An 18,158-nucleotide genomic window follows, 5' to 3' on the forward strand; every position below is an offset into this window, starting at 1 on the left:
GCCGACATTGCCGCCCCTCGCGTATCAAGGCAAGCGGCGCATCCAAGGGATGCGCCGAAATGATGGGGAAATCTGCGGGTATATCGGGTAAACCGCCGTTCGCGGCGCCCGGGGCTACTCGTCGTTGACCAGCCGCTTCAGCGTCTCGACCTCATCGGCGAGCACGCGGTCGGTGCCGACGAGACCGTCGATCTTGCGCACGGCATGCAGCACCGTGGTGTGATCGCGCCCGCCAAAGCGCCGGCCGATTTCCGGCAGCGAGCGCAGGGTCAGCATCTTGGCGAGATACATCGCGATCTGGCGCGGTTTCACCACATTGGCGGTGCGGCGCTGGGAGAGGATGTCGGCGCGGCTGACATTGTAGTGCTTGGCGACGACGCGCAGAATATCGTCCACCCGCACGCGCTTGGGTTCGCTCGAACGCACCAGGTCGCGCACGGCGGTCTCGGCCATTTCGAGCGTGATGGCGCGGGATGTGAGCTGGTTATGCGCGAGCAGGCGATTCAGCGCACCGTCGAGGTCGCGGCCGTTCTGGCCGCAATGGCGGGCGATGAAGTTGAGCACGTCTTGCGGAACGCCGAAGCCGGGATGCTGCTGCGCCAGCGTCGCGATGCGGGCGTTCAGGATCTCGAGCTTCAGTTCATCGTCGAGCGGCGCGATCTCGACCACGAGCCCGCCGGCGAGGCGCGAGCGTACCCGTTCCTCCAGCGCGTCGAGCTCGGCGGGCGGGCGGTCGGCGGCGATCACCACCTGACGGCCGGAATCCATCAGGGCATTGAGCGTGTGGCAGAATTCCTGCTGCACGCTCTTGCCTTGCAGAAACTGCAGGTCGTCAATGACGAGCGTGTCGATGCCGCGAAGCTGCTCCTTGAAGGCGAGCGAGGACTGGCTCTTCAGCGCGGCGACGAAGCCATACATGAAGCGCTCGGCAGTGAGATAGACGACGCGGCGACCATGGCCGGCGCCGTCGGCGGCGATGGCCTGAAGCAGGTGCGTCTTGCCCAGTCCGACGGCCGCATGGAGATAGAGCGGGTTGAACACCGGGCCGCTGCCGGCGGGCGCATGCGCCACCTTCAGCGCCGCCGCATGGGCGAGGCGGTTGGAGTCGCCAAGGTGATAGGTCGAGAACGTAAGGCGCGGGTCCAGCGGAGAGCCATTGGCCACCTCGGCCGGATTGGCCAGGGATGCCGGAGTCGACGGCGCGGGTTCAGCTTCGACGGGCGGCGCGACGCGCGTGATCGCCGCGCGCACCGGCATCGGAGCGGCGCCCGGCGTGCGCATCACGGCGGTGCGGACGATCAGTTCGACGCGGTCCGCCGAGGCTTCTTCCTGCCACAGAGCGACGAGACGCTCGATATAATGCTGCTGGATCCAGGTCTTGAGGAAACGCGTGGGCACGGACAGGCGCACGAAGCCGTCATTAATCCCATCGAGCTCGATGCGCGGGAACCAGCTCGAATAGACTTCCTCACCGACCTCGGCCCGCAGCCGACGGCGAACCCGATCCCAGGCGTCGCGCGCGTCGCTTTCCAGCCCACCCCTCGCACCGGCGCTTGCCGCCACGCCGGGAAACTGGGTTTTGCCTGAGGATTCGATGCCATCTTTGAACATATCGGCTCCGCGCTTCTTATGCGGTTGTTGGGACACACGAGAGCCGCGCCGCTCCGCCGGATCGCGGACGCGTTCCAGCAGGCGGCAGGCTCATCAGTGCGAATGAAGTGATCGACGTGGCCTCTCGGCCGTCGGGCGGGGGATGTCTTTAGACGACCCGCATCAGCGCCTCAACAGGCCAAAAGGCCAAGGCATGAGGCTCATGCAGAACGCACCTTATCCGAGGGGTGGATATATCGTCGTCGCAGACGCCTTCCGCCGCGGAAGCAGCGGGGCGAATGGAACACGCACCCTCTTGTGCGTTCTTGCGCGTAGTCATAGCAGCCCCTTCACGGCAAGATTATTGCCGTCGTCAAATGTTAAATTGTTATGATTCAACTAAAATCGCCAACACTACGCACTACGCGGACAAGATCTTCCCTCTTGGAAGACCTGTCGATCAACGCCCGGCGACAACATCGCTGTGGAGGTAGGGTCATGAATACAGCACACGCCACCCTCCCCACGTCGCAAAGGACCGCTCCAAAACTCAACATTTCGCTGAGGTGCCCGGCCCAACCGGATGAAGACAACATACACAGCCCCCCCCTGCGGTGCAACGCCGTCAGTGCCGCAGGGGCTGTATCGGGGTGCCGCAGGGCGGTGATTCGAGCGCCCAAAAAAGAGCCATCAGTCGGCAAATCTCTGAGTCACTTGCAAGATTCAATGGGGGGCATTGGCGGGTCTTTCCGCAGCTAAATTTGTGCCGCGAGGGGTGTGGAGGGGGCAGGAGATGCCGATTCGGGGGGTGGTGGTCGGCGTGGGTCATAAGTAATTGAAAAAAAAGAGAAAACTCTGCGCGGCGGCGTCTCTTTTTTCGGCCGGTTTGGCAGGTTTGGTCGCTGCTTGGGAGCGACGGAAGAGTCAAGAAACAACTGGTTCGTCGGAGCCGGATTTCCGCTGGCACTTCCTTCCGTGACACTTTTGCAACGCGGTCCTGATGGCCACGGGGAACGCAGGCGGGACGTGGCGGAGCTCTGGCGAGGCCGCGCTCGCAAACGCAAAAAGCCCGGCGCGAGGCCGGGCTTTTACGTTGTTTTGTCTTTGGCGATCTAGTCGATCGGGCCGCCTGTTCAGGCGCCGAGCTTGGCCAGACGCTGCGCCAGACGCGAAACCTTGCGCGAGGCAGTGTTCTTGGGCAGGACGCCCTTCTGGGCGGCGCGCATGATCTCCGGCTCGGCGGACTTGAAGGCGGCGCCAGCCGCGTCCTTGTCGCCCGAGGCCAGCGCCTCTTCGACCTTGCGCACGAAAGTGCGCATCCGGGAACGGCGGTTCCGGTTGACCTCGGTCCGGCGCTCAATCTTGCGAGCCGCCTTTTTGGCGGAGGGCGTATTGGCCATCGGCCATCCTCTTCATCGTCGCAAGGACGCCGCGTACCGCGCCTTGCCGAAATGTCGGTTGCAAATGTTGAAGCGGAGCAAACCCGAAGGAGCTCCGCGCGAGTGGCGGGCTTATAGTCGGCGGGCGCCGCCGCGTCAACATGCATGGCGCGGGCCCCCGCCCGCACAATGGTTAATTGTTGGTGAATGAGGCGCCGCGCTTGGCCGCGAAGGCGGCCATACCCTCCTTCTGATCGGCCGTCGCGAACAGCGCCTGGAAGAGGCGGCGTTCGAATCGGATGCCTTCGGCCAGTGAGGATTCGAAGGCGCGGTTCACGCTCTCCTTGGTCATCATCACGGAGGCCAGCGACAGGCCGGCGATGGTGTCGGCGACCTTCATCGCCTCCTCCTTCAGCGACGCCAGCGGCACCACCCGCGACACCAGCCCGTAGCGGTCGGCCTCCTCCGCCGTGAGGGTGCGGCCGGTGAGGCACATCTCCATCGCCTTCGCCTTGCCGACCGCCCGGGTGAGCCGCTGCGAGCCGCCGGCGCCCGGCATGATGCCGAGCTGGATCTCCGGCTGGCCGAAGCGCGCATTGTCGGCGGCGAGGATGATGTCGCACATCATCGCGATCTCGCAGCCGCCGCCGAGCGCGTAGCCGGCCACCGCCGCGACCACCGGCTTGCGGCAGCGCGAGAGCCGTTCCCAGGAGGTGATGAAGTCGTCGACATAGGTGGCGGGGAAGTTAAGTGCCTGCATTTCCTTGATATCCGCGCCCGCCGCGAAGGCGCGCTCGGAGCCGGTGAGGACGATGCAGCCGATGCCGGCGTCGCTCTCGAAGCGGTCCAGCGCCCGCCCCATCTCGGCGATCAGCGCGGCGTTGAGGGCATTCAGCGCCTTGGGGCGGTTCAGGGTGATGACCCCGACGCGTCCATTGGTGTCGACGAGAATGGTGTCGTAGGACATGCGCGTCTCCTATGTCTGGCAGGCGGCACAGTAGAAGGTGGAGCGTCCGCTTTGTACAAGCCGGGCGATTGTACCCCGGCAGCCAAGTGTCTGGCAGGGCTCGCCTTCGCGGTCATAGGCGCGGAAGGTGTGCTGGAAATAACCGAGCGTGCCGTCGACCTGGGCATGGTCGCGCAGGGTCGAGCCGCCCGCCGCGATGGCCTCCTGCAGCACCTCGCGGATGGTCTCGACCAGGCGGACCGTGAGTTCGATGGGACCGCCAGTGAGACCGGCGAGAGTGAAGGCGCCGCGCTCCGGCGACAGGCCGGCGCGGTGCAGGGCCTCGCACACATAGATGTTGCCGAGCCCGGCGACGACCTTCTGGTCGAGCAGCGCCGCCTTCAGCGGGGTGCGCCGCCCGGCCAGCGCGCGGGCCAGCGTTTCGGGGGTGAAGTCCTCCCCCAGCGGCTCCGGCCCGATGGAATTGAACAGCGGGTGCGTCGCCAACTCTGTGCGCGGCAGCAGCAGCATGAAGCCGAAGCGTCGCGGGTCGTTATACACCACCTCCGCCGCGCCCGTCGTCCCGTCGCCTTCCATCCGCAGCACGACATGATCGTGTGCGGCGAGACGCGAGCGCGGCAGGTGGAAATCGCCGGGCATTTCCGGCGGGCCGGCGTCGGGCTCGATGCGGAAGGAACCGGACATGCCGAGATGCATCACCAGCACCTCGTCCCTGCCGTCGGCGTCGGATCCGACATCGGCCATGAGATATTTCGCCCGCCGCTCCAGCCGGTGCAGCGTGCGCCCGGTCAGCCGCTCGGCGAAGCGCTCGGGCAGCGGCCAGCGCAGATCCGGCCGACGGGCGACGGCGGCGAGGATGCGGCGGCCTTCCATGACCGGGGCCAGGCCGCGCCGGACGGTTTCGACTTCAGGCAGTTCGGGCATGGGCGCTCATTCCGGGGGATGACCGCCGCCGCCCGCCTCCGAGGGCTGGCGAGCCTCCCGCAGCGCGGCGAGCTCCCCGTCGAGGGACAGGGCCCAGGCGGTGCGGCTCGCCGCCATGTCCGCGAAGAAGAACCAGGCGAGGCCCGACCGGGCCAGCAGGCTCGGCACCGATTCGATCGCCCCGCCGCCGGAGAGAAAGGCGAGGTTCTCCGGCAGCGGATGATAGATGCGGTGATCAAACGCCACGGGGCGCGGCGCCTTCTCGACGATGAACGCCCAGCTACGGCCGGGCACGGGCGAGACCGTGAGTCCGAAGGGCGCTGCAAGCCGCGCCATCGCCTCGACGGTCCAAATGGTGATGTGGCCGCGCCCAAGCGGGTCCAGATAGGCCGGGTCCTCGTTTTCCACGAAGGGCGTGAGGCCGGTGTTGAACAGGAAGCAGCTGCCCTCGCTCGCCACCGAGGCGAGTGCCCGCAGAAGAGTCGCGACCATGCGCGGCGTCAGATGCTCGATCACTTCCATGCACAGGCCGGCCTCGAAGGTCATCGGGGCAAGGGAGTCGAGCGTGCCGATATGGTAGTTGGGCGAGGTCGTCCGCCAGCGCGCCGGCGGTGGGAAAAGCTCCACGCCGTGAATGGCGGGGGCGGCATGGGGCATCAGCCGCGCCATGTGATCGAGCAGGACGCCCGGGCCGGTGCCGATGTCCAGCACGGTGCGCACCGGGGTGGAGGCGAGAAAGATCGCCTCGCACAGCCGGGCCATGCCGGGCCCGGCCGCCCTTTGCCCGGCGGCGTGCATTTCCGCGTCCCAATACTCCACCTCATAGGTGCGGAGCGGCTTGCCGGCGTCGATGTCGCGCAGAATGTCGGGCGGCAAATGCAGGACGCCGCAGCCCGAGCACTTGAAATAGGCGAATCCCTCGACCACCCGGAAGGGAGCGGACGCGGCCTCGCAAACGGGACACAGCATCAGAGGGTCTCCCCCAGCCCGGCCTCCGCCAGAAACGCCGCGAGATCGCCCGCGCGGGTGAAGCAATGGGCGCGCAGGCCGGCCTCTCGGGCGCCGGCGACATTGACCGGCTTGTCGTCGATCATCACCGCCTCCTGCGGGGCGACGCCGTAGCGGGCCGCCACACCTTTATATACGGAGGGCGCCGGCTTCTTGGCGCCGAACTCGCAGGCGACATGCATGGCCGGGCCGAACAGGGCCCGCAGTTCCGGCACCAGCGCGTCGAAATGCTCGCGCATGATGTGGCCATTATTGGTGAGCAGGGCAATGGGAACGCGGGCGCTGACCCGCGGCACCAGCGCCAGCATGTCCGGATCCAGCGTCATGGCGAGGGCGCGGGTGCGCAGCCATTCGGGCCGGCCGAACGGCGTGCCGAGCGCTTCAGCCACCGCGGCGAGATAGGCGTCCGGGGTGAGATGGCCGAGATCGGAGGCGTCCTCAATGCCGCTGTGCCAGACGCGGCGCTCGACCTCGGCGGCGGAGAGCCCGGCGGGGGCGCCCATGGCGGCCCGGCGAGCCTCGACATCATAGCGCAGCAGCACGTCATCCATATCGAAGATGACGAGGCGGGGAGGGGGCGCGTCAGGAGGGGAGGGGTTCACGGGCCCGCGCCTTCAGGGAAGCGCGTCGTAGCCCTGGCCGAACCCGTTGAGATTGAGCGGGATGCCGATGCCCTCATCCGGCTCGGGCGTTTCGCGGATGACGAAGATGGCCTTCTTGCCGTTGCGCAGCCTGTCCATCAGCGTCGCGTCCATCTCCACCTCGGCGACGCAGCCATTGGGCACGCAGCGCACAAAGCCGACGCTGCCGATGGGGGTGTCGTCGATGATGAGGCCGAGGCCGGAGGGCAGCAGCACGCCCAGCGGGGCGAGCACGCGCAGCAGGGTCTTGCCGTTGTCGCGCATCTTCAGCACGATCGCGGTGAGGCCGACATTGGGGCGGTCGTCGGCCTGCACGCTTTGCAGCAGCACGCATTGCTCGGATTGCGCCCCGGGCGGGGTGTCGCACCGGATCTGCCATTCGCCATGGACGGAGCGCACGACGCCCTGCGCCGAGGCCCCACCGAGGGAGGCGAGCAGCGCTGCGGCGGCGAGCGCCGCGACAATGGCTGAACGGAGGGCCGCGAAGCCGGGCATGGCTGTCTCCCGAAAAGTGTCGTTCGCTATGTCTTCTAAAGAATCGGCGGCAGGGGACAAGGCGAATCGTGCGGCGTCCCCTTTTCGGCCGCTCCCCAGTGCAGGATGCGGTAGAAGCCCGAGGGTGATGTCAAGAATGCGGCAATCCATCGCTGCATGGAGATAGAACGGTTCCAGGCACCCGACGTCATGTCGCAGGAGTCGAACGCCCCAGGCGCGTTGCCCGCGTGTCCTTTTTGTGTTTGATGAAGATCAAATGCCGCTGTCCCGGAGAGCGATCATTATCGCTTGGGCTGGGCCGTGGGGAAGCTGATGGGAGTGACGTTCGCGATGAAATCGTGGATCCGCAATGCTGCGCGCACGGTCGCGGGCCTGGCCGGCGGGATGTTCGGCATGCTGGCGCTGGCTGGGGCCGCGCTGGCGGGGACCGGGCAGCCTTCGCCCTGGCAGATCAATCTTCAGGGGGCGGCTTCTCCGGTCATGGAGAGCATGCACTCCTTCCACTTCTTCCTTCTGGTGATCATCGTCGCCGTGGTGCTGCTGGTGCTGGCGCTGCTGGTCGTGGTGATGGTGAAGTTCAACGAGAAGGCCAATCCGGTCCCCTCGCGCACCACGCATCACACGATGATCGAGGTGGTGTGGACCGTGGTTCCGGTCCTCATCCTGGTGGCGATCGCCATTCCCTCCTTCCGCCTGCTGTTCCATCAGCTGGACCTGCCGCAGGCCGATCTCACCGTGAAGGTGACGGGGCACCAGTGGTACTGGTCCTATGAATACCCGGACAATGGCGCGTTCAGCTTCGACAGCCTGATGGTGCCGGAAGCCGAGCTGAAGCCCGGCCAGCCCCGCCTGCTGGCGGTGGACAACGACGTGGTCGTGCCGGTGAACAAGATCGTCCGTATCCAGGTGACGGCGGCGGACGTGATCCATTCCTTCGCTCTTCCGTCCTTCGGCGTGAAGATCGACGCCCTGCCGGGCCGCCTGAACGAGAGCTGGTTCCAGGCGACCAAGGAAGGCATCTATTACGGCCAGTGCTCCGAGCTGTGCGGCAAGGACCACGCCTTCATGCCGATCGCCATCCGGGTGGTGAGCGAGCAGGAATTCGCGGCGTGGGTCGAGAAGGCCAAGCAGGAGTTCGCGGCGGCCCCGGCGCCGGCGCGTGTCGCGCAGGGCGAGGTGGCGGGCGTCGCCGCCCGCTGAGAGTGCCGGTTCGGCGCATTGAAGTTTCTAAGTGCCCCTAAAGGGCGCGCATGAGGGACGGTTCCATGGCATACGCAGCCGGTCACGCGGGCGATCCGACGGGTTGGAAGCGCTGGGTCTATTCGACCAACAACAAGGACATCGGGCTGATGTACCTGATCTTCGCGATCGTCGCGGGGATCGTGGGCGGCGCCCTCTCCATCGGCATCCGCATGGAGCTGCAGGAGCCGGGGATGCAGATCTTCTCCGATCCGCAGACCTTCAACGTGTTCACCACCGGCCACGGCCTCATCATGATCTTCTTCATGGTGATGCCGGCGATGATCGGCGGCTATGGCAACTATTTCGTGCCGCTGATGATCGGCGCGCCGGACACGGCCTTCCCGCGCATCAACAACGTCGCCTTCTGGCTGCTGCCGCCCGCCTTCGCGCTGGCGCTGCTGTCGCTGTTCGTGGAAGGCGCGCCGGGCACCAACGGCTTCGGCGGCGGCTGGACGATCTATCCCCCGCTCTCCTCTAAGCTCGGCCATCCCGGCCCGGCGATGGACCTGCTGATCCTCTCGCTGCACATTGCGGGCGCTTCGTCGATCCTCGGCGCGATCAACCTGATCACGACGATCCTCAACATGCGCGCCCCTGGCATGACGCTGCACAAGATGCCGCTCTTCGCCTGGTCGCAGCTGGTGACCGCGTTCCTGCTGCTGCTGTCGCTGCCCGTGCTCGCCGGCGCCATCACCATGCTGCTGACGGACCGCAATTTCGGCACCACCTTCTTCGATCCGGCCGGCGGCGGTGACCCGATCCTGTTCCAGCACCTGTTCTGGTTCTTCGGCCATCCCGAAGTGTACATCCTGATCCTGCCGGGCTTCGGCATCATCTCGCACATCGTCTCCACCTTCTCGCGCAAGCCCGTCTTCGGCTATCTCGGCATGGCCTATGCGATGGTGGCGATCGGCGTGGTCGGCTTCGTGGTGTGGGCGCACCACATGTACACGGTCGGCCTGTCCTCCTCGACCCAGGCCTATTTCGTCGCCGCGACCATGATCATCGCGGTGCCGACGGGCGTGAAGATCTTCTCCTGGATCGCCACCATGTGGGGCGGTTCGATCTCCATGCGCGTGCCGATGCTGTGGGCGATCGGGTTCATCTTCCTGTTCACCGTCGGCGGCGTCACCGGCGTCGTGCTCTCCAATGCCGGCATCGACCGCGCGCTGCACGACACCTATTACGTGGTGGCCCACTTCCACTACGTGCTGTCGCTCGGCGCCGTGTTCGCCATCTTCGCCGGCTGGTACTACTGGGCCCCGAAGATGTTCGGCTACATGTACAGCGAGGGCATCGCCAAGCTGCACTTCTGGCTGACCTTCATCGGCGTCAACCTGGTGTTCTTCCCGCAGCACTTCCTCGGCCTCGCCGGCATGCCGCGCCGCTACGCGGACTATCCGGACGCGTTCGCCGGCTGGAACTTCGTCTCCTCGATCGGTTCCTACATCTCCGGCTTCGCGGTGCTGGTGTTCCTGTTCGGCATCTGGCGCATGTTCGCCGCCAAGGTGCCGGCCGGCGCCAACCCCTGGGGCGAAGGCGCGACCACGCTGGAATGGACGCTGAGCTCGCCGCCGCCCTATCACCACTTCGACGTCCTGCCGAAGATCAAGTGAGCGGCCCGGCCGTTTGAGAGACGACCCGGCGCGGTTCTCCGCGCCGGTTCCACAAGAGGGGCGGCGCCGCGTGCGGCCGTCCCGAAGAAAAGTGCCGCCCCCGGGCGCGCCGGAGTGAAGTGATGAGCGACGTCGCCTCGCGCGAATACGACCTGACCCCGAGCGAGCCCCGCGCGCTCGACATGCCGTCGCCCGCCTCGGTGGCCGACTATGTCGCGCTGCTGAAGCCCCGCGTCATGTCGCTGGTGATCTTCACCGCGCTGGTCGGCCTCGTGCGTGCGCCGGGCGAGGTGCACCCGGTGATCGCCTTCACCGCGCTGCTGTGCATCGCCATCGGCGCCGGCGCCTCGGGCGCGCTCAACATGTGGTGGGACGCCGACATCGACGCGGTGATGAGCCGCACCCGCCGCCGCCCGATTCCCGCCGGCCGCGTCACCCCGGGCGAGGCGCTCGCTTTCGGCATGACGCTCTCGGTCGGCTCGGTGATCGTGCTCGGCCTTCTGGTGAACATGGTCGCGGCGGCGCTGCTGGCCTTCACCATCTTCTTCTATGTCGTCATCTACACGATGTGGCTGAAGCGCTGGACGCCGCAGAATATCGTCATCGGCGGCGCCGCCGGCGCCTTCCCGCCCATGGTCGGCTGGGCGGCGGCGTCCGGCGGCATCGGGCTGGAAAGCCTGCTGCTGTTCCTCATTATCTTCTTCTGGACCCCGCCGCATTTCTGGGCGCTGGCGCTCTACAAGTCGGGCGACTATGCCCGCGCCGGCGTGCCGATGCTGCCCGTGGTCGCCGGCCCGTCGGAGACCCGCCGCCAGATCCTGCTCTACACGCTGCTGCTGGTGCCGCTCGCCATGTCGCCCTTCTTCCTCGGCATGGCCGGCCTCGCCTATGGCGTCGTCTCCGGCGTCACCGGGGCGCTGATGCTGCTGCTGGCGGTCCAGGTCTATCGCCGGCGCGAGGGCGCCCCGGCGGAAATCGCGGCGCGGCGGCTGTTCGGCTTCTCGATCCTGTATCTTTTCCTGCTCTTCGCGGTCCTCCTCGTCGAGGCGGTCGCGCCGGCCGGTTTCGGGCTGTGAGCGCATGGCGGCGAGGGCTGGAATGAGCGACGACAACAAGCGACCCGGCGGCGAGCCCGAAGGTGTGGTGCTGACCGAGGAGCAGAAGCGGCGCCGGCGCGCCCGTTCCATCGCCATCGCGGCGGTGCTCGCGGCGCTCTGCGTGCTGTTCTATGTGGTGACCATCGTCAAGCTCGGCCCGGCCGTGCTGATCCGTCCGCTGTGAGGGTGCCATGGCATCAGACCGCGAAGACACCACCGACACCGAAGCTGCCCCGGCCGCCCCGCGCCGGAAGGTGAGCCATCGCGGCGTGGCGCTGAGCTGCGTCGCTTTCGTCGTCGCCATGACCGGCGCCGCCTATGCCGCCGTGCCGCTTTACCAGATGTTCTGCCAGGTCACCGGCTTTGGCGGGGCTACCCGTGTCGCCGCCTCGGCGCCGGGCGCGGCCCTGGAACGGATGGTGGAAGTGCGCTTCGACGCCAACACCGCGCCGGGCCTCGACTGGGAATTCGCTCCCGAGCGCCGCTCGGTGCAGGTGCGGGTGGGCGAGACCAAGCTTGCCTATTACCGGGTGAAGAACCGCAGCGACAAGCCGGTGACCGCCGCCGCGACCTATAATGTGACGCCGGCCCAGTCCGGCTACCACTTCGCCAAGATGCAGTGCTTCTGCTTCACCGACCAGACGCTGCAGCCGGGCGAGAGCCTCGACATGCCCGTCGTCTTCTTCGTCGATCCGGCCTTTGCCGAGGATCCGGAGATGCGCGGGGTGAAGACCATCACCCTTTCCTACACCTTCTTCCCCAAGGCGACGCCGCTGGCCGCCGGGGCGGCGAAGGACGGAAAGGCGCCGCTCTAACCGGGCGGCAGGGAAAGTTGCGGCCGCGCGCGCGGCTTGCCCGTGCCTTTTCCGCGAGGGTCGGACGACCCTGGCGTCGAGAGGGGCGGGTGCAGTGAATACGGTGCCGTTTCCCGTCGCTTCGGTGGTTCCACCGGCGCGGAAAGGGCTCTAGAGAAGCAGACGGAACGGAGAGCGCGACCCATGGCCGAGGCCCACGCCAAACATCACGACTACCACCTCGTTGACCCGAGCCCGTGGCCGTTCGTCATTTCGATCTTCGCGTTCATCATGGCCGTGGGCGCGGTGTTCTGGATGCACGGCCAGCTGACCTCGCTGGTGTTCATCGCCGGCCTGCTCGGCGTGATCTACACCATGGTGGTGTGGTGGCGGGACGTGATCCGCGAAGGCGAGCACGAGCACGCTCACACGCCGGTGGTGCAGCTTCACCTGCGCTACGGCATGATCCTGTTCATCGCCTCCGAGGTGATGTTCTTCGTCGCCTGGTTCTGGGCCTTCTTCGATGCGTCGCTCTTCGTCGGCGAGGAGATCAATTATGCCCGCGCCACGGCGACCGGCGGCGTCTGGCCGCCGAAGGGCATCGAGACCTTCGATCCCTGGCACCTGCCGCTGCTCAACACGCTGATCCTGCTGACCTCCGGCACGACGCTGACCTGGGCGCACCACGCCCTGGTGCATGGCGACCGCCAGAGCGCCAAATGGGGCCTGTGGCTCACCGTCGGCCTCGGCTTCATCTTCTCGCTGCTGCAGGGCTTCGAGTACAGCCACGCCGAATTCGCCTTCTCCGGCAACATTTACGGCGCCACCTTCTTCATGGCGACCGGCTTCCACGGCTTCCACGTCATTGTCGGCACCATCTTCCTCGCCGTGTGCCTCGGGCGTATCTATGCCGGCCATTTCACCCCGACCCATCATTTCGGGTTCGAGGCGGCGGCCTGGTACTGGCACTTCGTCGACGTGGTGTGGCTGTTCCTCTTCACCTTCATCTATGTCTGGGGCAGCGCGGGCGCTCCGCACTGATCCGGTAACAGCTTTCGGCAAGGGGCGGCTTCGGCCGCCCCTTTTCGTTTATGTGGCGAAATGCCCGTGCCACCCCGGCCCGGAATGGGAGTAGAAACCGGCCATGGACCTGCAACCTTACGATAGAGGGGTCTCGCCCTATACGGCCGGCCTCACCTGCCGCTGCCCGCGCTGCGGCCGGGGCAAGCTTTTCAACGGCTTCATCACCGTGGCGCCGTCCTGCACCGCCTGCGGGCTGGATTACAGCTTCGACGATTCCGGCGACGGGCCGGTCGTGTTCATCATCCTCGCCGCCGGCGCGCTGGTGGTGGGGCTGGCGCTGTGGGTGGAACTCGCCTGGCAGCCACCCTTCTGGGTGCATGCGCTGCTCTGGACGCCATTGGTGCTGCTCTCCACGCTCGGCCTGCTGCGGCCGCTGAAGGCGACGCTGATCGCGCTGCAATATGCCAAGCGCGCGCAGGAAGGCCGTCTCGACAAGGGGGATAAGTGAGCGCTCCGGCCCCCTCGCGGCACCGGCTGCTGCCGGTCGCGGCCGCGGCGCTGCTGGCCTTCGCCGTGCTGGTGGGGCTCGGCCTGTGGCAGTTGCAGCGGCTCGCCTGGAAGGAAACACTGATCGCCCAGGTGGAGGCACGCATTCACGAAGCGCCGGTGCCGCTGCCGCCGGAAGCCGATTGGGGCAAGATCGACTTCGCCAATGACGAGTATCGCCGCGTCACCGTGCAGGGGCGGTTCCTCAACGCTCTCGAAGTGCAGGTCTATGCCCTGGTGGATCAGGCACCGGATGGCTCCGGCGGGCCGGGCTATTGGGTGGTGACGCCGCTCAGCCTGCCCGATGGCGCCGTCGTGCTGGTCAATCGCGGCTTCGTGCCGCTGGCGCAGAAGGCGCCGGCGACGCGGGCGGAGGGCCAGGTGGAAGGTCCCGTCACCGTCACCGGCCTGCTGCGCCTGCCGGAAGAGGCGGGGCCGTTCACCCCCGCCAACGACGCGGCCAGGGACAGCTGGTATGTGCGCGACCCCGAGGCGATCGCCAGCGCCAAGGGGCTGGTGCGGGTGGCGCCCTTCCTCATCGACGCGGATGCGACGGCAAACCCCGGCGGCCTGCCGCGTGGCGGGCTGACGCGCATCGTGTTCCCGAACCGGCATCTCGAATATGCGCTGACCTGGTTCGGCCTCGCCGCCTCGCTCCTCGGCGTGTTCATCGCCTATGTCTGGAGCCGGCGGCGGGTGTGAGCGCGTGAGGTGAGCGTTTGCTTGCCTCATCGGCTCCCCGCCACTAGGTTGCGGCCACTTTCTCCAGCGGAGGCGCGCGTGCGCTACATCTCGACTCGCGGCGAGGCTCCCGTGCTCGCCTTCTCCGACGCCCTGCTCGCCGGCCTTGCGCGCGATGGCGGGCTGTATGTGCCCGAGGTCTTCCCCGCGCTGGCGCCGCAGGCGATTTCCACCCTCGCCGGCCATTCCTATGCCGAGGTCGCCGGCCGGGTGATCGCGCCCTTCGTCGATTCCGCCTTCACGCCTGACGTGCTGGGGCCGATGCTGGAGGAGGCCTATGCCAGCTTCCGCCATCCCGCCACCACGCCGCTGGTGCAGATCGCCCCCAACCGCTTCGTGCTGGAGCTGTTCCACGGCCCGACGCTCGCCTTCAAGGATGTGGCGATGCAGCTTCTGGGCCGGATGATGGACCATGTGCTGAGCGCGCGCGACCAGCACGCCACCATTGTCGGCGCCACTTCGGGCGACACGGGCAGCGCGGCCATCGAGGCGTTTCGCGGCTCCAAGCGCACCGATGTGTTCATCCTCTACCCCGCCGGCCGCGTCTCCGAGGTGCAGCGCCGGCAGATGACCACGGTGCCGGACGCCAATGTCCACGCCATCGCCATCGAAGGCACGTTCGACGACTGCCAGGCGCATGTGAAGGCGATGTTCAACCATCACGCCTTCCGCGACCGCCAGCGCCTCGCCGGGGTGAACTCGATCAACTGGGCGCGCATCGTCGCGCAGGTGGTGTACTATTTCGTCGCCGGCGTCGCGCTGGGGGCGCCGCAGCGCAAGACCTCCTTCGTGGTGCCGACCGGCAATTTCGGCGATGTGCTCGCCGGCTATGTCGCCAAGCGCATGGGCCTGCCGGTAGAGCGGCTGGTGGTGGCGACCAATGTGAACGACATTCTCGCCCGCACGCTGGCGACCGGGCGCTATGAGGTGACCGGCGTGCATCCCTCCTCCTCGCCGTCGATGGACATCGAGGTGTCGTCGAATTTCGAGCGCGTGCTGTTCGAGGCGATGGACCGCGACGCCGGCGCGCTGCGCGGGCTGATGGCCTCGCTGGCGCAGTCCGGGGCCTTCGCGCCCTCCAGCGCCGCCATGGCCGCGCTGCGGGCCGATTTCGACGCCGGGCGGGCGGACGAGGCGCAGACGCTGGGTACCATCGCCCGGGTGCGGGCGGAGACCGGCTATCTGCTCGATCCGCACACGGCGGTCGCGGTGTCGGTGGCCGAGCGCGTCGCGCATGATCCGCATGTGCCGCAGGTGGTGCTCGCCACCGCGCACCCCGCCAAGTTCCCCGACGCGGTGGAGCGGGCCTGCGGCGAGCGCCCGGCGCTGCCGCCGCACCTCGCCGACCTCCTGGAGCGGCCCGAGCGCACGCCGACCCTGCCCAATGATGTGGCGGCGATCGAAGCCTACATCACCCGCCATGCGCGGGCCTCGGAGACCGCCGCGTGAGCACTCCCACCGCCCCGGGGCCCCGCATCACCACGCTCGCCAACGGTGTCACCGTCGTTTCCGAATCCATGCCGCATCTGGCCACGACCTCGCTCGGCATCTGGGTCGGGGCCGGGGCGCGCGACGAGGAGGCGGACGAGCACGGCATCTCTCATCTCTTGGAGCATATGGCGTTCAAGGGCACGCGCCGCCGCTCCGCGCGCGGCATCGCCGAGGAGATCGAGGCGGTCGGCGGCGACATCAACGCCGCCACCAGCGTCGAGCACACCTCCTACAATGCGCGGGTGCTGGCCGAGGACATGCCGCTGGCGCTCGACGTGCTGTCCGACATTCTCGCTGAGCCGGCCTTCGACCCGGAAGAACTGGCGCGCGAGCACAATGTGATCGAGCAGGAGATCGGCGCGGCGCTGGATACGCCGGACGATCTGGTGTTCGACCTGTTTCAGGAGCGGGCCTTTCCCGGCCAGCCCATCGGCCGTTCCATCCTCGGCACGCCGGACAGCGTGCGCTCCTTCGGGCCGGAAAAGCTGCGCACCTATCTCGGGCGCACCTACCGCGCGCCGAAGATGATCGTCTCCGCCGCCGGTGCAGTGTCGCATGAGGCGCTGGTGGCGGAAGCGGAAAAGCGCGTGGCGGGCTTTGCCGGCGCCGACAAGCCGGCGGTCGTTCCCGCGCGCTATGAGGGCGGGGTGGAGATCGGCGGCGGGCGCGAACTGGAGCAGGCGCATCTCCTGATCGGCCTGCCCGGCCTTTCCTACCGCGACCCCGGCATCCATGCGCTGCAGGTGTTCACCAATGTGCTCGGCGGGGGCATGTCCTCGCGGCTGTTCCAGGAAGTGCGCGAGGCGCGCGGCCTGTGCTACGCGGTCTATTCCTTCCACTGGGGCTATGCCGATACCGGGCTGTTCGGCGTCTATGCCGGCACGGATGGCGGCGATGTCGGCGAACTTGTCGACGTGGCCGTCGACCAGATCCTTGCCACCATCGACAGCATGACCGAGGCGGAGCTGGCGCGTTCCAAGGCCCAGGCCAAGGTGGGGCTGCTGGCGGCGCTGGAGAGTTCCGGCGCACGGGCGGACCAGCTGGCGCGGCAGATGCTGGCCTTCGGCCGGCCGATCCCGCTGGAAGAGATCGTCGCCAAGGTGGAAGCGGTGACGCTGGACGATGCCCGCGCCGCCGGCAAGGCGCTGATCGGCCGCGGCCGGCCGACCTTCACCGCGCTGGGGCCGGGAAAATCGCTTGAATCGGCGGCGCGCATCGCGGAACGTCTCAGCGCAGCATAACGCCCGCCGGCAGCGCACATGGCCCTGTTTCGCACCGTGTCCTGGTCTGAGCCCCCCATGCTCGTCGAGGGGGCGAGCGTGCTGCTGCGCCTGCCGCAAATGTCGGACTTTGCCGCCTGGGCGGCCCTGCGCGAGCAGAGCCGCGACTTCCTCGCGCCGTGGGAGCCGACCTGGCCGGCCTATGACCTCACGCGCGGCTCATTCCGGCGCCGCATGCGCCGCTATGCCCGCGATGTGCGCGAGGACGCGGCCTATCCGTTCCTGGTGATCCGCCGTGCCGACCGTGTGCTGCTGGGCGGGCTGTCGCTGTCCAATGTCCGGCGGGGCGTGACCCAGACCGCCAGCCTCGGCTACTGGATGGGCGCCCCTTTCGCCGGGCAAGGCTATATGAGCGCGGCGGTGCGCACCCTGCTGCCCTTCGCCCATGGCACGCTGGGGCTGCGCCGGATCGAAGCCGCCTGCCTGCCGAGCAACACCCCTTCCATGCGGCTGCTGGAGGGCGCCGGATTCCGGCGCGAGGGCTATGGGCGCGAATATCTCTGCATCGACGGCCGCTGGCAGGACCATGTGCTCTATGCCCGGCTGGCGGGCGATCCGATCGCGCGCGTGCCGGGGTTCGAGGGTGCCAGTTTGGTGCCATTCAAAAGTGCTGATGAGATGAGTTCCGGCGCTTAATCTGGAATCTCTCAAATCTATGCCAATGAAGACTGATCGATCACCTCACATGATCGGCAGATTTGTATTTGCCGATTGACGCTTGGCCGGAATAGCGCGAAAAGAGAAGAGAAAGGCGATATTTAGAATAATTCTAAACGCCTGAAAGCTTCGGTTTCGCGTCGCGATGATCGTGTGTTCCTGCAATGTGCTTTCCGATCGTCAGATCCGCAGCGCGGTGTCGGAGACGACGGCGCCCGTGCGAACCGTGGGGCAGGTCTATCGCTGCCTCGGCTGCAGCGCCCAATGTGGCCGCTGCGCCCGCACCATCCGCAAGCTGCTCGACGACGTGAACGCCAGCGCCTGTTCGGTTTGCCCGCGTGAATGCCCGGCCGCCCTGCAGGGGGAGGGGGCGCCCGCCCCGCACGCTCATCCCGCGGCTCCGCACTACCACGCGCCACAAGGCCATGCCGCTCACACCCATGCGCCGCACCCCCACGGCCCGCATGGGCATGAGCCTCACGCACACGATCACAGCCATGGGCACGGCCATGCGCACAGCCATGGGCACAGCCATCCCCATGCCCATTCCCACGGCCATGGGCATCACGAGCCTGCGCTGGCTCTGCCGGCCATTGCGGCTGAGTGAAGCGCCGCGCGGTCTCTCGCGCGTGACCTGTGGAAGAGTGGTTGCCTTCTCCTTAGAAGT

19 protein-coding genes are annotated in these 18,158 nt (G+C 67.4%); 12 read left to right on the forward strand and 7 right to left on the reverse strand.

The genetic code is table 11. From position 1 onward, the window contains the following. Positions 1 to 114: 114 nt before the first annotated feature. The 7 genes from dnaA to J2S75_RS09170 all read right to left on the reverse strand — a co-directional run bounded on the left by dnaA (position 115) and on the right by J2S75_RS09170 (position 7,004). Entirely contained in the window at positions 115 to 1,533 is a 1,419-nt protein-coding gene (gene dnaA / locus J2S75_RS09140; protein WP_307019644.1) for a chromosomal replication initiator protein DnaA, read from the reverse strand. Between the two features lie 1,190 nt (positions 1,534 to 2,723). Beyond that, the gene (gene rpsT, locus J2S75_RS09145) at positions 2,724 to 2,990 is read right to left on the reverse strand and encodes a 30S ribosomal protein S20 (protein WP_244378045.1); all 267 of its coding nucleotides are present in this window, start codon (positions 2,988 to 2,990) and stop codon (positions 2,724 to 2,726) included. Positions 2,991 to 3,162: 172 nt separating this feature from the next. Further along, positions 3,163 to 3,936, reverse strand: coding sequence for an enoyl-CoA hydratase (locus tag J2S75_RS09150; protein ID WP_307019522.1), 774 nt, complete (start codon positions 3,934 to 3,936; stop codon positions 3,163 to 3,165). Between the two features lie 9 nt (positions 3,937 to 3,945). After that, on the reverse strand, positions 3,946 to 4,860 hold the full coding sequence (gene mutM / locus J2S75_RS09155) for a bifunctional DNA-formamidopyrimidine glycosylase/DNA-(apurinic or apyrimidinic site) lyase (protein WP_307019523.1): 915 nt from the start codon (positions 4,858 to 4,860) through the stop codon (positions 3,946 to 3,948). A gap of 6 nt (positions 4,861 to 4,866) precedes the next feature. After that, the gene (locus J2S75_RS09160; RefSeq protein ID WP_307019524.1) at positions 4,867 to 5,829 is read right to left on the reverse strand and encodes a class I SAM-dependent methyltransferase; all 963 of its coding nucleotides are present in this window, start codon (positions 5,827 to 5,829) and stop codon (positions 4,867 to 4,869) included. After that, a complete protein-coding gene (locus J2S75_RS09165) occupies positions 5,829 to 6,470 on the reverse strand; it encodes an HAD family hydrolase (protein WP_307019525.1) in 642 nt (213 codons plus the stop codon). Before J2S75_RS09165 ends, J2S75_RS09160 begins: the two co-directional genes overlap by 1 nt. A gap of 12 nt (positions 6,471 to 6,482) precedes the next feature. Then, complete coding sequence (locus J2S75_RS09170) at positions 6,483 to 7,004, reverse strand: invasion associated locus B family protein (protein WP_307019526.1); 522 nt, start codon at positions 7,002 to 7,004, stop codon at positions 6,483 to 6,485. A 330-nt stretch (positions 7,005 to 7,334) separates the two neighbouring features. On the opposite strand from J2S75_RS09170, the gene coxB reads away from it, so the two are divergent. The 12 genes from coxB to J2S75_RS09230 all read left to right on the forward strand — a co-directional run bounded on the left by coxB (position 7,335) and on the right by J2S75_RS09230 (position 18,098). After that, on the forward strand, positions 7,335 to 8,204 hold the full coding sequence (gene coxB, locus J2S75_RS09175) for a cytochrome c oxidase subunit II (protein WP_370874106.1): 870 nt from the start codon (positions 7,335 to 7,337) through the stop codon (positions 8,202 to 8,204). 65 nt (positions 8,205 to 8,269) lie between these two features. Beyond that, the gene (gene ctaD, locus J2S75_RS09180; protein WP_307019528.1) at positions 8,270 to 9,862 is read left to right on the forward strand and encodes a cytochrome c oxidase subunit I; all 1,593 of its coding nucleotides are present in this window, start codon (positions 8,270 to 8,272) and stop codon (positions 9,860 to 9,862) included. Between the two features lie 122 nt (positions 9,863 to 9,984). Next, complete coding sequence (locus J2S75_RS09185; protein ID WP_244378030.1) at positions 9,985 to 10,938, forward strand: heme o synthase; 954 nt, start codon at positions 9,985 to 9,987, stop codon at positions 10,936 to 10,938. A 22-nt stretch (positions 10,939 to 10,960) separates the two neighbouring features. Next, entirely contained in the window at positions 10,961 to 11,143 is a 183-nt protein-coding gene (locus J2S75_RS09190; RefSeq protein ID WP_307019529.1) for a cytochrome c oxidase system small membrane protein, read from the forward strand. A gap of 7 nt (positions 11,144 to 11,150) precedes the next feature. Next, positions 11,151 to 11,774 (forward strand): cytochrome c oxidase assembly protein, encoded by a 624-nt coding sequence (locus J2S75_RS09195; protein WP_307019530.1) that lies wholly within the window; start codon positions 11,151 to 11,153, stop codon positions 11,772 to 11,774. Between the two features lie 183 nt (positions 11,775 to 11,957). Next, positions 11,958 to 12,794 carry a cytochrome c oxidase subunit 3 gene (locus J2S75_RS09200; RefSeq protein WP_307019531.1) on the forward strand — a complete coding sequence of 279 codons (837 nt, stop codon included), beginning with the start codon at positions 11,958 to 11,960 and terminating at the stop codon, positions 12,792 to 12,794. 103 nt (positions 12,795 to 12,897) lie between these two features. Further along, positions 12,898 to 13,284: a DUF983 domain-containing protein gene (locus J2S75_RS09205; RefSeq protein ID WP_307019532.1), complete on the forward strand. Its 387-nt coding sequence runs from the start codon at positions 12,898 to 12,900 to the stop codon at positions 13,282 to 13,284. Beyond that, entirely contained in the window at positions 13,281 to 14,024 is a 744-nt protein-coding gene (locus tag J2S75_RS09210) for an SURF1 family protein (RefSeq protein ID WP_307019533.1), read from the forward strand. The genes J2S75_RS09205 and J2S75_RS09210 overlap by 4 nt, the downstream gene beginning before the upstream one ends. Positions 14,025 to 14,102: 78 nt before the next feature. Beyond that, positions 14,103 to 15,512: a threonine synthase gene (gene thrC, locus J2S75_RS09215; protein ID WP_307019534.1), complete on the forward strand. Its 1,410-nt coding sequence runs from the start codon at positions 14,103 to 14,105 to the stop codon at positions 15,510 to 15,512. Then, on the forward strand, positions 15,509 to 16,795 hold the full coding sequence (locus tag J2S75_RS09220; protein ID WP_307019535.1) for a M16 family metallopeptidase: 1,287 nt from the start codon (positions 15,509 to 15,511) through the stop codon (positions 16,793 to 16,795). Before thrC ends, J2S75_RS09220 begins: the two co-directional genes overlap by 4 nt. A gap of 18 nt (positions 16,796 to 16,813) precedes the next feature. After that, positions 16,814 to 17,470 carry a GNAT family N-acetyltransferase gene (locus J2S75_RS09225; protein ID WP_307019536.1) on the forward strand — a complete coding sequence of 219 codons (657 nt, stop codon included), beginning with the start codon at positions 16,814 to 16,816 and terminating at the stop codon, positions 17,468 to 17,470. A gap of 166 nt (positions 17,471 to 17,636) precedes the next feature. Then, positions 17,637 to 18,098, forward strand: coding sequence for a (2Fe-2S)-binding protein (locus tag J2S75_RS09230; RefSeq protein ID WP_307019537.1), 462 nt, complete (start codon positions 17,637 to 17,639; stop codon positions 18,096 to 18,098). Positions 18,099 to 18,158: the final 60 nt, after the last annotated feature.

Origin of the sequence: Ancylobacter polymorphus, from assembly GCF_030813495.1 — a bacterium.
GTDB lineage: Bacteria > Pseudomonadota > Alphaproteobacteria > Rhizobiales > Xanthobacteraceae > Ancylobacter > Ancylobacter polymorphus.

Excerpts from the sequence above, each read along its gene's own strand:
- J2S75_RS09200 (WP_307019531.1), top strand. The coding sequence starts at position 11,958 with ATGGCCGAGGCCCACGCCAAACATCACGACTACCACCTCGTTGACCCG.
- mutM (WP_307019523.1), bottom strand. The coding sequence starts at position 4,860 with ATGCCCGAACTGCCTGAAGTCGAAACCGTCCGGCGCGGCCTGGCCCCG.
- J2S75_RS09195 (WP_307019530.1), top strand. The coding sequence starts at position 11,151 with ATGGCATCAGACCGCGAAGACACCACCGACACCGAAGCTGCCCCGGCC.
- J2S75_RS09225 (WP_307019536.1), top strand. The coding sequence starts at position 16,814 with ATGGCCCTGTTTCGCACCGTGTCCTGGTCTGAGCCCCCCATGCTCGTC.
- J2S75_RS09170 (WP_307019526.1), bottom strand. The coding sequence starts at position 7,004 with ATGCCCGGCTTCGCGGCCCTCCGTTCAGCCATTGTCGCGGCGCTCGCC.
- J2S75_RS09230 (WP_307019537.1), top strand. The coding sequence starts at position 17,637 with ATGATCGTGTGTTCCTGCAATGTGCTTTCCGATCGTCAGATCCGCAGC.
- J2S75_RS09150 (WP_307019522.1), bottom strand. The coding sequence starts at position 3,936 with ATGTCCTACGACACCATTCTCGTCGACACCAATGGACGCGTCGGGGTC.
- J2S75_RS09185 (WP_244378030.1), top strand. The coding sequence starts at position 9,985 with ATGAGCGACGTCGCCTCGCGCGAATACGACCTGACCCCGAGCGAGCCC.
- ctaD (WP_307019528.1), top strand. The coding sequence starts at position 8,270 with ATGGCATACGCAGCCGGTCACGCGGGCGATCCGACGGGTTGGAAGCGC.
- coxB (WP_370874106.1), top strand. The coding sequence starts at position 7,335 with ATGAAATCGTGGATCCGCAATGCTGCGCGCACGGTCGCGGGCCTGGCC.
- J2S75_RS09190 (WP_307019529.1), top strand. The coding sequence starts at position 10,961 with ATGAGCGACGACAACAAGCGACCCGGCGGCGAGCCCGAAGGTGTGGTG.
- J2S75_RS09160 (WP_307019524.1), bottom strand. The coding sequence starts at position 5,829 with ATGCTGTGTCCCGTTTGCGAGGCCGCGTCCGCTCCCTTCCGGGTGGTC.
- rpsT (WP_244378045.1), bottom strand. The coding sequence starts at position 2,990 with ATGGCCAATACGCCCTCCGCCAAAAAGGCGGCTCGCAAGATTGAGCGC.
- J2S75_RS09205 (WP_307019532.1), top strand. The coding sequence starts at position 12,898 with ATGGACCTGCAACCTTACGATAGAGGGGTCTCGCCCTATACGGCCGGC.